7 protein-coding genes are annotated in these 16163 nt (G+C 46.9%); 1 reads left to right on the top strand and 6 read right to left on the bottom strand.

Annotation, left to right across the window (positions count from 1 at the left end; translation table 11 throughout):
- Positions 1 to 33: 33 nt before the first annotated feature.
- Genes A3K91_RS06885 through A3K91_RS06875 form a run of 3 tightly spaced genes read right to left on the bottom strand, consistent with a single transcriptional unit; the run spans position 34 to position 3927 of the window.
- The gene (locus A3K91_RS06885) at positions 34 to 774 is read right to left on the bottom strand and encodes a proteasome-type protease (protein ID WP_062844600.1); all 741 of its coding nucleotides are present in this window, start codon (positions 772 to 774) and stop codon (positions 34 to 36) included.
- 36 nt (positions 775 to 810) lie between these two features.
- Positions 811 to 1596: a transglutaminase family protein gene (locus tag A3K91_RS06880; RefSeq protein ID WP_062844599.1), complete on the bottom strand. Its 786-nt coding sequence runs from the start codon at positions 1594 to 1596 to the stop codon at positions 811 to 813.
- A gap of 60 nt (positions 1597 to 1656) precedes the next feature.
- Positions 1657 to 3927, bottom strand: a complete 2271-nt coding sequence (locus tag A3K91_RS06875) for a circularly permuted type 2 ATP-grasp protein (RefSeq protein ID WP_084387289.1) — start codon at positions 3925 to 3927, stop codon at positions 1657 to 1659.
- 228 nt (positions 3928 to 4155) lie between these two features.
- On the opposite strand from A3K91_RS06875, the gene A3K91_RS06870 reads away from it, so the two are divergent.
- The gene (locus A3K91_RS06870) at positions 4156 to 4794 is read left to right on the top strand and encodes a GDSL-type esterase/lipase family protein (RefSeq protein ID WP_062844598.1); all 639 of its coding nucleotides are present in this window, start codon (positions 4156 to 4158) and stop codon (positions 4792 to 4794) included.
- Positions 4795 to 4867: 73 nt separating this feature from the next.
- Here A3K91_RS06870 and A3K91_RS06865 read toward each other — a convergent pair whose 3' ends face one another.
- From A3K91_RS06865 to A3K91_RS06855, 3 genes are read right to left on the bottom strand one after another with little or no spacing between them, the layout of a single operon-like run.
- Positions 4868 to 6295, bottom strand: coding sequence for a reverse transcriptase family protein (locus A3K91_RS06865; protein WP_084387288.1), 1428 nt, complete (start codon positions 6293 to 6295; stop codon positions 4868 to 4870).
- A gap of 3 nt (positions 6296 to 6298) precedes the next feature.
- Entirely contained in the window at positions 6299 to 8452 is a 2154-nt protein-coding gene (locus A3K91_RS06860) for a hypothetical protein (protein ID WP_062844597.1), read from the bottom strand.
- Positions 8442 to 16121: a HEAT repeat domain-containing protein gene (locus A3K91_RS06855; protein WP_062844596.1), complete on the bottom strand. Its 7680-nt coding sequence runs from the start codon at positions 16119 to 16121 to the stop codon at positions 8442 to 8444. The genes A3K91_RS06860 and A3K91_RS06855 overlap by 11 nt, the downstream gene beginning before the upstream one ends.
- Between the last annotated feature and the right edge of the window lie 42 nt (positions 16122 to 16163).

The following is a 16163-nucleotide window of genomic DNA, read 5'->3' as shown; positions in this document are numbered from 1 at the left end:
AGGTTTAGATTGGGTTTCATAGTACGGGATAACCTAGCCCCAATAGTTGCCTGGACATTCAGGCAATTCAATTAAGGTATTACGCAAGGCGGCTGACCACTGACGGCTAATGGTCTTGAAGTACTCATCGTCTTCTTCGATACGGCGGCCTTTTGGTAACATCAGACTGTCGTTTTCATAAATCACAAAATCAATGGGCATGCCGACGGACAAGTTGGAGTGTAGGGTGGAGTCAAAAGACAGCATCAACGCTTGAGCTGCATGATTGACATTGGTGTCATATCTGACTGAGCGATCAAGAATCGGCTTACCATATTTGCTTTCGCCCAACTGAAAAAATGGCGTGTCTCTTGTGGCTCGAATACAGTTGCCCTCAGGGTAGATCATGTATAGCTCGGGCGGTTGCCCCTTGATTTGACCACCCAATAAAAATGAGCTGGTAAACGTGCGGCTATTGTTATCATTAGCCACTCTCTGCGCGTTTGCCATGATGTTACGCATGCATTCACCAACCATTTGCGCCCCATCAAACAGCGATGAGACAGTGTTGAGGCTACCTTCTGCACGTAAATTAATATCGCTTTGCAGTTTATTAAACACAGCTTGCGACGTCGCCAAACTGCCAGCGGTTTGTAGCACCATAAAGCGCTCACCCTCAACGCCATATTGGTACAGTTTTCTAAAGGTTGAGATGTGATCAACCCCTGCATTGGTGCGAGTATCGCTGGCAAAAATCATCCCTTCTTTGAGACGAATGGCAGCACAATAAGTCATAACAAATCCTTGGTAAAAATGAGCGTAGAAAATAATTTATGATAATCTTGAAACCAGTACTTGACTGTAAAGATTTTCGTAACCACCGCCCATCCTTACACCGCGTACAGGTGCTGCATCTAAGTAGTCGCGGCCAATGGCGACGTACACATGAGAGCTTGGCTGGAACAACTGATTTGAGATATCAAATGTGTACCAGTAGCCATCTAGCCATACTTCTGCCCATGCATGACTGGCCATGTGGTTTTCGGTATTATCATAGAGATAGCCTGATACATAGCGCGCTGGAATCTGCTGATCTCGTAAGCACCCTAAAAAGATGTGGGTATGGTCTTGGCACACGCCGGCGCCAATTTCAAAAGCTTCAGCAGCCGTTGTGCCGACATGAGTGAGGTTTTTGATATAAGGCACTTTTGTGAGTAGCTCAGCGGCCATCGCCTTTAGACTGTCATGAGTCAGCGTTTTTAGATAAGGCGCTGCAAATGCCCGCATATTTTCTGAGCACGCTGTCAAAGGGCTTTGTACGGTAAATAATAGATAGGGAACATGGTCCATATCCTCTAATCGTTCTGTACTCGTGTTAATTTCGACAATACCGGACGCCTGCATTTGTAGATTGTTATGCGCCTCATTACGGCTGAGTGTGAGCCAGTCGTTGCCAAAGCCATCTTTTTGACTGGTGGCTACCTTGGGTAGCATGACGTTCCACTGATGAATGATTTGATGTGGCAGCTGCATGGGCGTCATGCGGATATATTGCACACTTCGATGTGCCAGCTCATCGTAATAATAGTTGGTTTGGTGACTGATTTGAAGTTTCATAGCATCTCCTATTGTTCTGATTGTTTCGCACTCAGGGTTTTGTTATTAAGTGATGCTGCGTTAGACCCCTTGCTGCAATATTGTGCTGCATTCTTTGCTCAAGAGCTGAAAGTCGCTGAGCTGTTGCGATTTAATCATCTGATTGGTTAGACGAATCAGCTCACGCCAGCGTGTATTTTCTGGTAGCTTATTGATCCAGTGCTTGAATTCAAGGCTGATATTGACTGAGTCCTCATTGAGAAATACCGTACGCTCCAGTTGTTCAAAATGCCGCCCCAGTTGCCAAAAGCACGTGACGATAGGATGCTCTTGCGCCATCGCAGCATTACAGGCGTGTAGTTGTAGCGTCGCCGCTCGATATGTGCCCGCGCTAGACAATCTTTTAATCAAGTTATACAGCTCAGCGGTGTCTTTACCGATGACACCTTTGGCTTCTTGCACATTGGTCTCAATAGATTGGACAATATTGGGTATCTTGTCTTGTTCCAAGTCACTCAGCATCTGAGCTTTTATCGACTTTAATGGCTGGTTTGGATCAACGTTAAAACCCAAATGGTTAATCAGATGCTGCAACTGTGTTTTTTTAATATTGCCTTTCACCAATTGTTTGATGATGCTGTCATAATAGTACAATCGCTCACTGTAGCGACCGAGCCACACCAGATGATTGGCGGTAGATAGCAGCAATATCATTGGTGCATTGTCAGGATTTTCATAACCTGCTTCAAGCGGCTGCACAGGATCATGATAATGTGAGTGACTTGCGGTGATTGCTTCTATCGATTGTTTATCCAGTTGGTTGTCTGATTTTTTGACCATTTGCCTAGATGATGACGTCAAATTGCTGTCGTCGATAATCCAAGTGTCTTTGATACCACCGCCTTGTGACGAATTGACAACCAAAGAGCCTTCGACCATGGCCACTCGCGTCAAACCGCCAGGTACAATGTCCACTGAGCCATCACCATGGCTCAATATGAAGGGGCGCAAATCAATATGACGCGGTGCAATCCCGTCACTGACAGCTGTGGGATTGGTGGAAAGTGAGATCGTAGGCTGAGCAATAAATCCAGCTGGATTGTCTAAAAGACGCTGACGATAATCATTGATTTCTTGCTTAGTAGAGGTGGGGCCAATAAGCATGCCATAACCACCCGAGCCTTGTGTCTCTTTGACAACCAGTTTATCTAAATTATCCAGCACGTATTTGAGTTCATCTGGTTTACGGCACTGGTATGTTTCGATATTAGGTAGGATAGGCTCTTCGCCCAAATAAAACTTAATCATATCTGGTACAAAAGGATACAAGCTTTTGTCATCGGCCACGCCAGTTCCGGGTGCATTGACAATGACCACGTTGCCTGCACGGTAGGCACTCATGAGTCCTGACACTCCCAAAATAGAGTCTGAGCGAAACGCCAAAGGGTCAATATAAGGGTCGTCAATGCGGCGATAAATGATATCGACCTGCACTTTACCGCGAATGCCCTGCATGTAGACTTTACTGTCTTCGACAATCAAATCGTAGCCATGTACTAAGGGTACGTTCATCTCGTGTGCCAAAAAAGCATGCTCATAATAAGCACTGTTAAAACGTCCTGGCGTTAAGATAGCTATCTGTGGGTCGTATTTACTGGTTGAGCTGGCAAGACAGGATTTGAGGCGCTGTGGATAGTCACTGACGCCCAAGATAGAGCTTTGTGAAAACTGATCAGATAATAGCGTCTCTGATATTTTTCGGCTCTCAAGCATATACGAGACGCCAGAAGGGGTGCGTAGGTTGTCCTCCAACACACAAAACCGACCCGACTCATCTCGAATAAGATCAATACCACTGATATGGGAGTAGATGGGCTTATCAAGCTCAATACCTATCATCCATGGCTCGTAACAACCACTGGCATAGACGTAGCTGGCAGGAACAATGCCAGCTTTCATAATGGCTTGGTCATGATAAATGTCATGCAAAAACGCATTGAGGGCGGTAATACGCTGCTTACAGCCCGCTTCTATCTGACGCCACTCACTTGCCGCGATGATACGGGGAATAATATCAAATGGAATCATGCGCTCGATGTTTTTAGCATCACTATAGACCGTAAAGGTCACTCCTTTACGATAAAATATATCGGCAGCTTGCTCGTTGAGATGGTTCAAGGCATCAATGCTGGTATTGTCCAGCCAATTGCCGACAGAACTTGCTACCAGTCGGTATTGGCCTTTGCCGTTTTGGAGCTCATCAAAACTTTGCGGTTTTTTTAGTATGCTTTTTGGGGGTTTGTCCGCAGAGCTGGTGGTTTGACTCTGAAGCTGAGATGACTTTTGATTCATAAATACCTCACGTATCCTTGGTAAAGTTATACTTTATGATAAGTACACTGTTTGTGCTAAACAGCAGAGCACTTGTATGGTGCCCAACAGGTAGTCTATCTCCTAGATAAACTATACAACGGATACTGATCAACATACAACAAGCGTTAAATAATAGGTTTTAAGATATCTCATCTTAATTCTGATAAATTTAACTTAATTGGTATAAAAAATAGGATGGGAGCAAGTATGGAGATACGTGGTAAGTTTTTGGCGCTGGTCAGTCTGGGATTTGCCGCCACTATCAATATGAGTGGCTGTAGCAGTAACCCTCAACAAAACGCCTTGCCAGCAGACAGTACCGTTATCGCGCTTGGGGATTCGCTAACTTATGGTTATGGCGCGGATCTAGAGATGGCTTACCCTATGGTGCTTTCTGAACTGACGACATGGACAGTCATCAATGCTGGTGTCAATGGTGATACGTCCGCAGATGTACTTGCTCGAGTAGATGAAGTGGCCAAAAAAGCACCTGATTTAGTACTGCTGGGTGTGGGTGGTAATGATGTATTACAACGTATTGAGCCCGAGACCACGCGAACTAATATTAATGCCACTATCGATACATTACAGTCTCAGGATATCGACGTCGTTCTCATTGCAGAGCCATACTTTAGCACCAGTGCATTGTTTGGTAAGGCAAGTGATAATCCGATATATGAAGAGATTGCTGAAGCAAAAAAGGTGCCGTTATATTCAGACGGCTGGTCAGAAATATTGTCAGATGACACGCTAAAATCTGATCGCATTCACGCCAATGCAACAGGCTACCGACAATTTGCAGAAGGGCTGTACGAGTATTTAAAAGAGGAAGGTGTGGCACAATAATATGTTGATTACAATAGAGATAGGCAAAACCATCTTTTGGTTTTGCCTATCTCTAATAATGATTTTAATACCTTTAAGCGACTACGTCAGCTTTCGTATGGCTTTTCGCCTCGGATAGCTTACCTTGGTCTCGTAGCGCCTCAATTTTCTTCAAGTACCTTTGTCCCAATTCAGGCTCCGCAGAGGCAATCCAAGCGGCGTACCCTGATAAGGTTTCAAGTGTCTCGCCGTCACGTAAGAGGTGATCTGACGCTAGATTGTGCAGGGAGGCGCGCAGCATACGCTTTATTTTGCGCGGTACGCGTGGCACGCCCTCGCCATTGACCACCATGCCAGTGACAGTGTGCTGATTGCCCATACGAATAACGCGTGTCTTATCATTGTTCAAGTTAAAACCTTCTTCACGCAAAACTTTATGCACAGAACCCAATAGCTGCCCAATGAGTTGATTATGATCAGCGGGCTGGACGGTGTTTTTGGTGCTATTGGAGTTGGCTGGCAGGCTAAACGTCAGATCATCGGCATAGCGGCAATAACGCAAACCCATCTTGTCCGCCAGTCCTGTTAGCCGTCGGTCAAGATTGACGCAAACGATATTGGTTAAAGCAGGGCTGGTCGGCGCGCCTTGCGGTAACGCTCTGTCACTAAGCGCCACGTAATAGGTTTTGCCATTTTGTTGTACCATCTGCCTTGGCGATTCGGTACACAACAAAGCCAGCAAAGTGGCGATTTGCTCAGGATAACCTGCATGGCGAAACACGCCTTTGACGCGGCGCCAGTGCACGCTCGGAAAGAAATCTTTCACATCCAGTTTGATCAGTAGAGTGCTATTAGTGTGTACCGCCGCATTGGTAATAATGGATTTACCACGAACAAATCCGTGAGCGGCGCCATGCGTCATTAAATTATTTAGGATATTCTCCAAAATCCAGTGCTGGACGAATTTGAGTCGAGGAATGGGTGACCATATCTGCCGAGGTGTACCGTTACGCTTATTAATCGTAAAATGCGTATAAGGGATATTGGTTGCCACCTCTCTTTGATAACACAAACCTTTTAACTGTGGCACTGTCAGATTGACGGCGCTTGCCAATTGCGTATGCTTGCTGATGAGGGGCAGTTTGTTTTCAATAAGTCGATTGCTGGCATCTTTAGCATCCCATTTATCGATGCTGGTGTCATCTGACCAATAGATGTGGCGCCCAAGATAAACGATATGCTGTGCTTTGTAGGCTTGCCATGCCATTTTTTTGAGGGTTTTTTCTTCAGCGGCTTCTTTTTTAAGGGATTTTTTATAGCGTTCGCGCTCTTTTGGCGACATCGTATCTATAGGTTTGCGCTCAACCATAAACCCGTGCTGTAGCATTTGCTGCTGGATATATTGATAACGGCCACCCGCGTCTTCAATATCTTGCCACAGCTTTTGCCATTGACGCTCAGCAGGCGTCATTGTTGGGGTCGGACTAATATAATCGGTTTGCTGATTGTTTGGTGTGGTCATGGGTTATACCCCTTTATTTTCGATAAAGCCTTGGGCTTCAAATCGGGCAATGTGTTGTAAAAAGGCGGCATGGGCTTGGGCAGGTTGATTAAATACAAACTGCTGGCGCGTACTGTCATCATCGATACTGTGTTCAATCAGTACTTTTTTATGATCGCACGTCACATGCACATAGCTGATCGTGTGTGCGCTATGGTTGTAAGCGACTGGCTTTGCCTGCGTATCACTTGATGGCAAACCTTGGGCGAGCGCCGATAAGTCCAGTACTTCATTGGTAGGTGATTGAGAAGCATGTTTGGTTGATACGTTATTGTTTTTAGATGCTTTTTGTTGCGGTTTGGGCACACGTTTGCTGAGGGTGCGCATGTCATGCCAGCTGTTTGTCTGTGTGTGGTCGTATTGATGATGGCTTAAGCGCAAAGCAATCAGGTGCGCGCAGACCCCTTGGCTCAGGCGATGCTGTAAATACTGCGGGCAGCTACACGCAGCGCGACTGACCAAACCCTCATCCCCCAGTTGTAGCTGGCTTTGATAAGTACGGCGATCTTCTTTGACATGAATATCGGCACTGATTGAGACGCCTTGTCCCACCACCGTTTGGACATTGAGATTCTGTACGCCATCTTCTCGGCTAACGATGTCAAATGCCTGTTTTTCTGCCTCGTTATGATGTGCAAACTGCGTCATGTCGAGCGGCGTTTGTGTCAACGGACGATAGTAATAAGATTGGTTGGCCATATCATAGCGAATCAAACCTTGCTGCGCACCCGACAGCAGCTGCTGCCGGACGTGATTGGCTGTAAGGTTATTTTCTGGCGTACTCAAACGCTCGCGCAAAGCGTCAATACGGCTTGGCTGCTCGACAAGCGCTTGCACCAAAGGTACTAAATCATCGTTATTACTGTTTGGTGTGTTTTGCTGCGGGCGTTTGGGCAATAATAAATCAAAATTGAGTGACTGCGACCAGTTGGCTTGGCTAAAGCCTGTCATGGCAAAGGTAAAATGAAAGCCTTTACCTGTGAGCGTCCAGTAGCTTGGCATCCCTTGTCCAAGGAGCGACACACTGACCGTATCGGTATGCGGTAATAAGCGCTTTAATAAACTTAAACGGCGGCGACCCCACAAGCGAATGAGCTTGGCTTTTTGTCCTTGATACGGGGTTTGCTGGCGGCTCACTTGACTGGTGACGGTAATATCAAATGGTTCTAAAATAATCACGGGCAGCTGCTGCGGTATGAGCTCAATCAATAAACCGCGGCGCTTACCTTTAATATCGGCATGCATGCGCAGCTCAAACAACACGTTGTATAATGCAATAGGATCAAGGTCAATCCGTTCTTGTGCCAGTTGACCTGCTGACTGTACTTGCAATAATGCGCGTATCCAACTTTTGGGTACATTGATGCGTTTTTCGATGACTTCCTGTTTACTATCCTCATTGACCGCGCTATCCATTTCGGTCTCAGAATTATCTTTTGGCTCTGATACGTTTGAGCGCTCTAGACGTATCGCTTCTTGACCAATATCTAACGTGGTTATTTGATGATCACGGATTTGCTCAATACCATCAAATAAGGCGCTACTGTAGTCAATGCTGGTAGTACCAAGCACGGGAGTAGATACTGTTTCAAACAAATCGTGCTGCAAAGTCAGTTGCGCATAGCAGCCTTCATCACGGCTGAACACCTCAAAACTGACGCCTGCTTGATGGACTTGAATGATAGGGTCGAGCAGACAAAAGGCCAAAGGGTCATTGTCAAACAGCCATGTAAAATAATCACGCTGCGCAGAAAATAGGTTCTTATGACGACTGGCGCGGCGCATTTGCATAAACACCGTATAGGCGGCACGGTCTTTTGGTACATAGCGGTAATCGCTACTGACCACGTCAAATAACGCCAGTAAGCTGTCCCGAAAAATCAGTGGATCTTTGAGCTTGCCATGAAAGCTGACCGCATCACGCTCTAGCTGTGTGAACAATGCCACATGCTGGGTGTGGTCAGATTGCTGATCTGAGGATAAGCTCACATGGCTTGGCGCGGCATAATTGAGCTCCATCATCACGCCATTAGCGTGAGTCTCACCCTTGTCTGCTGGTGTCGCCTCTTGACTGATGGCGGTTTGGTCAATTAAGTTGTCTATTTGTTTATTGGTCATGATAATGTCCTTCGCCCTGATTCTGTAGCTTGTCTGTCGTCTTTGTATGAATGCTTCTCATCGCTACTACAGTAGGCAGTTGCGGGCGTTTTTGCTGAGCGCGCGTCATAGCGCGTTGCCAGCGGCGCAAAACTTTGTAAGCCAGTTTTTGAATATCCATGTCATCATCAGCAGGTGTTTTGCTTAAAGCATCCAGCCACGTGCCAATATTAGGATCGTGCAGCTGCCCAAGCGCTTCGATGGCGCGTATTCGTATTGACGTCTCAACATGGCTGTCTTTTGCATAGTCATATAGCGCGGCGGCGTCTTTGGCCTTAATCGCTGCTAGTAACGGCTGGCTTGAATCTGGCTGAGGCGTAGTGGTAGATGTCAGTTTTGCGTTAGCTGTTTGCGCCTCTTGCACAGTCAATCGCTTAAGCAGGGTAGACAATAAGGCGTTGTTTTCTGCTGCCAGTGGCGCTATTGGATTGTTGGCTATATTGATAAGGGTTGGTATTAGGTCAGCAAGCAGATGATCGTCGCTTGCCTGCCGTGCCAGCAGCCCTAACAAGGCCTGTTGCCAGTACGCGCTGACCGCCGTCGCCAGTGCGGCTACGCTGCTGATGGCAGGTAAGGTCAGCTGAGCGCTTAACCAGTCAAATAAAGCATTATCAGGGACGCCATAGCGGCATGTGATCCACAATAAGTGAGTAATCGTGGTGGCTGTATGCTGCATTTGAGTCAACCATGTATCATGGTGTCTCATGACAGGCTGCGCTGTGACGATATCCAGTAGCGTTTGCCATCGATGCTGCGCGGTGATCAAGTACTGCTTGCAGTCTATCTGCATTTGCGTATCAAGATACTGACTAGGGTACTGCGTTATATAGCGCAAACCTATATGCTGTATCTGCGCATCCGGGCTGTCGATCAAGCTGCGAAGCTGCCGCTGGCTCATGTTAGGTTTTGCCAATAGCGCATTTTGTAATATGGCAAATATCTGCGCGGGCAGTTCATGGATATGCTGAGTGATAAAGGGTGCCAGCATATCAATAGTGCTGTGCGTCACGATGCGTTTTAGGCTAAGCGCTGCTAGCAATGTAAAATCTTCATTTGGGTTTTGTATTGCCGCCCAGTCATACGGATAGATATGATCAGTACGGTTGCCCCATAGGTTTTGCGCAGCCGTATAAGCGGTTTCTAGTATCGCTTCTTGATTGGTATCTTGTCTGAGAGTATCTAACAGCATCTCTTTGTTCGCATCGCTATCATAATGCGATAATAAGGAGATGGCATGCTGCTGCGGTGCAAATAGGAATTGCTCATGTAACTGGCGCTGTATGTGTTTGCGGATTTGCGCCCAAGCATTGCTGGTGTTCAACCAGCGTAGCCCATTTAACCAATGAGCAATAGCCGGGTTATAGGGTTGTAATTCAGGGTCTGACAACTGCGCTGTCAATAAAGCAAAAATCTGCGCGCTGTATTCAAATGCGCCGCCCTGCGCGATATGTCCCAACGCTTCAGAGGCCACGTCTTGTAAGTAGTGCTCATCATCTTCTGCCAGTTTGATTAACTTATCATACGCCTTATAGAGGGCATGCGTGTCTGTAGGTTGAGAATGAACCTGCATCATCTCACCAATAGCCAGCACACTACGGCGACGCATATCACCATCAGTATGGTAGTCAATACTGGCCATTAACGTGCTCAAACCCTCACTATTGCCGCAGAGCGCCAACCCTTCTGCTGCCAAAAACGGCACTGACGCCTCTTTGTATGATAAGGCTTTTTTGAGTGTGTTTTTTAGGACGTCTGCATGGTTTTTACGTTTCTTGGCACGGTAAGAGACGGCCTTGATCAGGTTTTGCATATACTTAGCAGGTAGCTGCTCATAAGACAGAGCCAAGGTTTTATCAATACGCGTGGCAATATCCTCCTCTTTACTCTGGTCTGCACCAATAACCGTATCTGACGTCCATACTAAAGGGACCCAAGCCAATGATCTGAGTAGCTGAGCGGCATGCCCATAGTCGGCATGGCGTAGGAGCAAGATAAATAAAGACAATAGCGCCTCAGGATCTCTGGGATACTGTTGTTGTAGCCAGCGCACGTCTTTATCCTCTCCCAAATAGTCATGAATAGGCTGGTCGTAACCACTGATTATGACGAGTGTATCAAACAGCTGCTGCCGCTCCTGAGATGAATGAGCTGCTGGATGTTCGAACATTTTTTGCAGGCGGTCGCGTAAGGGAGTAGCCATGTGCGTATCGCGCAGTGCGGCAATAGATTTGTATAAGTCCGCGTTTGACAGCTTGAGTGTGGCGTTGTCTAGCAAGGATAATAGCTGCTCGCGGCTTTTTTGCGCCGCTGTTTCAACCATCTTTGTGTCCACCGCTTTATCAATATTATCAAGATACGCTGTCGTTTGAATACGCTGGCAAGATTGCAATACTTGAGTAATGAGGGATAAAACCTGCTCTTGCTCGTATTTGCTTGTACTGTCCATTAAAAAGACAAACAACTCATCCATCAGCTTAGTATGATTAAACCCTGTATCGGCAAATTCTGTATCCGTAAACAATACGTCATCAAACTCGATAAGTTGCATAAAGGTTTGATAGCGTGCCTGCCAGTCGTGACAGTGACGTGCTTGTAATAAAAAGGTCAATTTGTCTTGGCGTAAGGCTTGCGCTTGGTCAGACCCGCCTGCTGTCTGAGAAGTGCGCGTTGTGATGTGACGCCATTCGCTCACCACTTGCCGTAACAGTGGTAGGCTCTCTGTATTCAGCGCCATGAGGCTGGCTGGTAAATGACCCATACGTTCCTTTAATAGTTGATAGGTCTCTTCTGCCAACAGATCATGATTGGTGAACAGTAAGTCTGTTAGTGGTTGATTGCCAGCGGCATTTATGTCCACTTTGCTATCGCTCGATACAGATACAGTTTCAAGGCTGTTTATCAAGCAGTGCAAACCACATTTGACCATATCGCGATACGGCGTATTCATGGCATATTCAGCCAACTTTAATGCAGAAATAGGCAGCGTGGATAAGCAGTCCCACACCAGCTCACGCGTTTCAATGTGAGGGCGATAAAGCAGAGGCAATAACGCACGGCTGACACTGTCCGACCAGTCGATAGCCTCGCCTTGATTGCTGGCGGCTGATGCTTTGGTTGATACCGTATCTGTACTTGGTGCTAGAGCCGATTTGGTCAGCCACATTAGCCCGCGAATCGCTTGCTCGGTGCTGCTGTTACTATGATCGTTTTCACGAATGACGCCAAGCCATGCGCCAAATGCAAGGGTTTGATACGTATCATCAATGTCAGCATTGCTCATACCTTGCTGACTAAGCTCATCGGTATCAGCTGGGGAGTGATGACGTTGAAGTAAAGTATCGATACTTTCGATATTTTCGATATTTGCAATGCTATGCTGCCATTCTTGTAGAGCGGCAAATACCTTGGCATCATCCTCATAAGATTGCTGCGAGAGCAGACGAGATAACTTACCCAAAACTGCCACCGCTTGAGCACGTATCAAAGGTGCCTTGTGCTGAGTTAAATATGCAAATTGCTGTAAGCCTGCAACATTGACCATACTGAGTATGTGGGCGCGTGCGTCAGTCGTGCTACGCGTGTTGGCACCGCTTGTCTCTGACGACATCGTCAGCATCTTTGGATGAGCTACCAAAATGGTATCAATCTTCTGCGACAAGTAGTCACTGAGATACTGCCAATTGGAGATCGAAGGTAGGTGAAAGCGTGCCAATACATGTGCATAAACAACCGCAGTCTCATTGTCGGCAAAGCTCAATGCCTCAATGAGGCGCTCGGGTCGAGTGAGTGGTGATACCAAAGCATTGAATATGAGCAATAATCTGGCGGCTGGCGCATATGTTTGATTATCAAATAACAGCCGTAGCTGCTGTGCTTGAGTAATACCCAAGCCTGAGCGCGCTTGTAGCCATTGAATAGGCCCAATAGGATCAACAAGATGGCGCAGGCTGTCGTTATGGCTTTTGCTAGAGGCATGAGTAGATGCGTTGCCAAAAAACTGCTGCCCGCGGCTGTCGCCCCAGACTGCCAAAGCCAAGCTGGCAGATTGACGGATGATTGGGCGCTCGTCTTGTTGCCATGTCGCCAGTATCTCGGTATCTTGAGGCGTGACAATGTACATAAGCTTGGGCGCAAGTGAGCTAAAATCGGCATCAGGATGGTGTAAGTAGCGCGCATACCAGTCTAAAGCGTGATATTGATTAGGCTCTGAGAGCGTTGCCAACCCTATTAGGGCATCGGTGATCTGCTGATGCCACTGTTTGTAATCTTCATTGTCTTTTTTATGGCTGGCAGATATAGGCATCTCTTTATTCAGATACTGTGCAAACACGGCATAAGCGTTTGCTTCGTACTGCGTCTTTAGTGGCTCAGGATAATTGATGGACTGACTTGCCAGCAGTTTGGCGACGGTCAGTTGGATATCAGGGTAAGGACTGCTTAGTCCGGCAGTAAATAATGCTTCATGGTTGGTGGTCGAGTTGAGCGAAACTCCAATATCAGTCAAATTTAGCGCGACTGCTAATGCCTGCTGGCGCAAGTCTAGACTGTCATTTGCCAACAAATCTATCAAGGCGGGCATTAACACGCGCAGCTGCTGAGTGCTGGCTTTGGTTTGTAATTGGCTCAGCACCAAACGTTTGATATCGAGATGAGGGCTGGCAAGTGCGTCCAACATTAGATCGGTAAATCCGAAGCGCTTGCTATTTTTAAGCGCCGTATCAAAAGCTTGTTTACGAATATTGGCAAAGTTATCAGCAAGCAGCAAAGTCAGCACCGCCTGGTACGTGTCTATACCGTCCGGTGCCGTACTTATTTTTGATGTGCTCTGTAATAAGAGTCGCTGCCATTCTTCTACTGCCACTTGATGCACATCTTCAAACAGGCTGTGTTGTAGCTGTTCAATCATATTAATGATAGTGGTTTTGGTAGCACGTTCAAGCGTTTTATTGAGTAACACTTTTACCACTTCCAAGCGAATGCTGGTAAAGGGGTTATTGAGTGCTTGATCCAGTACCGTGCTCATATCTGATGGGTTAGAAATCGCTTTTTTATTGTTTAGCACTTGTGTCAACAATATTGCAAGCGCACGCTCATGAATGTCTTGATGCTTTGCGGAAAACCCAAACGCCACCCAAGATAAGTCATCATCTACCAGTTTTCCTAGGGCGCTCATAGCGACTTGGCGCACACCAGCATCTCTATCATCAAGCAAGGTGGGTAAAATGCTTTTCCCATCGGCTAGCTGTAGATGACCTAGGGCAGCCGCAACCCCTGCACGAATAGAGGCATCGTTATCATGATGCATAAACCGTATTAGGGTGCCAAATGCGCGCGCATCCTCTAAGCAGGCAAGAGCGTAGGCGGCGCGAAAACTGATATCTTCGTAGCGGTTGCTCAGATTTTGTAATAGAGGCTCAAGACAGGCGTTGCTAATTATAGGACGTGATACTATCGTTGCCGTAGTCGCCGTTTCGGCAGTGTTTTTACCTGGTTTTTGCTCGGCTTGGGTGGCAAAATCTTGTGTATCTAATGTAAGACTGACAGTAGTATCATCTTCTTGAACGGTACGCTCGGTCGCATTTTTGGTTTGGTGTTCAAAGCGCGATCCTATCATGACATTTAATAGCTCATCGTAATTGGACGTATGCTTATCTACTTTTATATTGTCAAAGACCGTACCGCGCAGTAAGCGAAAGTCATCAAAATCAGTCAGTGTACGTAGTAGCTGGGCGTCTTCTTTTGCATGGGCTTGCTGCTTTAAGACCTTAATGAGCTCAGGCTGCGCCAATAAAGCCGCATAAAAAGCGGTTTGTCTGACGTCAGCTTGATGGTGGCTTTGCAGCAACATAAGCTGGCGGGACACTTCTGGATTATCCAATAAACCGCGCTGATACAGTCGAATCAGTCCTGCCTGAATGGTGTCAGAGTAGCGGCTATCCAACGCCATAATATCTGCTTTTGGGCTGGCGTCTGGCAGCAAGTGCTCAAGCGATGCTAATGCTTGCCGGCGAATGGGTAACATGGAGTGCGACAGTGCCGCCTGCAAAATGGATACAACGCGAGACTGTTTGTCTGTATCCTGAGTGGCGATTGTTAGATAGCGTTGTAGCGTGGCACTAATAACGTCCTCATTCGTGGAACGTGCAAGCGCATCCTCTAAGTATGAGGGTAATGCATTGAGGTTTGTTGTAGCAGCCGTCGTTAAACCATCAGATGCGGCAAGACGCACACGGCTGCCACGATTTGAGTGAAGCTGCTCTTCAAGTATGGGTAAACGCGCATCAAGCGTTATACCAGCTAGCCACTGTACCAACTGCAGAGCGCGGTTGATGCTTAAGCTGTTGCTACGATCTGCCAAGAGACGGCCAACCAGCTTTATCGTTTGATTACTCACTTGTGATTCAAGCAGCGCCATTCCCTCTAAAAATGCTGCTTCACTCTGATTACTACTGTCGGTCAATCGATGCTGAAGCTGATGGTAGCCGTCTTCTATGACCATAGCAACCGCAAGCAACTTACTGTTCTGCGCCTCATCGATGGGCAAAAAACGAAGACTCTGATCTGACCCAATAGCCAGCAGCGCAGGTTTTTCTGCATAATTTGTGTACACCAGTTGCCGTGTTTTGCTAAGGTCGTCTTTGCAGGTATTTGGCTGACCTTTATCAAATGCCCAGGACTTCACACTGCTGTCATCGGCGCTACTAAATAGGCGCGTGTCTGAGACACAAAGCGCAGTAATCATTTGATCATGCTGGCTTGATTTGGCTCTATCTATCGCCTGTAGCTCGCCTTGTACATGGGTGCGATAAAGGTGCTTGTCTGCGCCTGCTGAAAAAAAGTAATGACCAATAGGCTCAAAGCATAAAGCGCTCACACGGCCTTGATGCAGCAGTTTACGGCTGCTTTGTATCAGCTGACCACTACTATCGTCATCATCACTTAGCCATTGATAACTACTAACGTTACCCAGCTCATCGCCGATCACCAGCCATTTACCGTCACCTGAGGCGGCAAGGGCGGTGGATTTTTGAGTCTGGCTATCAGTACATGGCTGCACGATAACCTTGACATTAGCAACAGCAACATCGCCAGCAGCACTACTAGTAAGCGGACAGATGACGATGTGATGGGGATACAACACGACGATTGCTTGATGCAGCGTGGTCATAGCAATCGCTTGTGGGTTGCTATTCGTCGATAAGGATTTAGCAAAACCCTCAATGTTGTTTATATCTGTGTCCGCGGTTTCAGTTTCAGTGCTATTGTGAAATTCAATAATACTTGTGAATAACGACATGCCACTGATTTTATGGATTGTCTCTCCCTGCCAGTCGGTCTGATACAAGTGGCCATCACAGCCAAGCAGCATAATAACGTCATCAGTTACCGTGGCAATGGCCTCCATTGCACAGGGTAATGGAGCGGCTGCTAAGCTTACTTGCTCACCCGTATTATCAAGTCGATACAAGGTTGCAGTGCTTTCATACGCGCCTATCGGCTTTCGAGTGATAAACAAACTGCGACCCTGCGCAACTGACTTTGTGGTTTTTTTTATCGTATTGTCAGTATCAGGCTGTCTGCTAACCAAGCCTATAATTTGACCCCAGTAGGGCAATGTGGTTGTTTTCATGATCTAATCTCAGTTGAAATGGCGGCGTATGGTGTGATCATC

The organism is Psychrobacter alimentarius (assembly GCF_001606025.1).
GTDB classification, from domain to species: Bacteria; Pseudomonadota; Gammaproteobacteria; order Pseudomonadales; family Moraxellaceae; genus Psychrobacter; species Psychrobacter alimentarius.
This window is presented reverse-complemented; position numbering and strand designations above follow the sequence as displayed.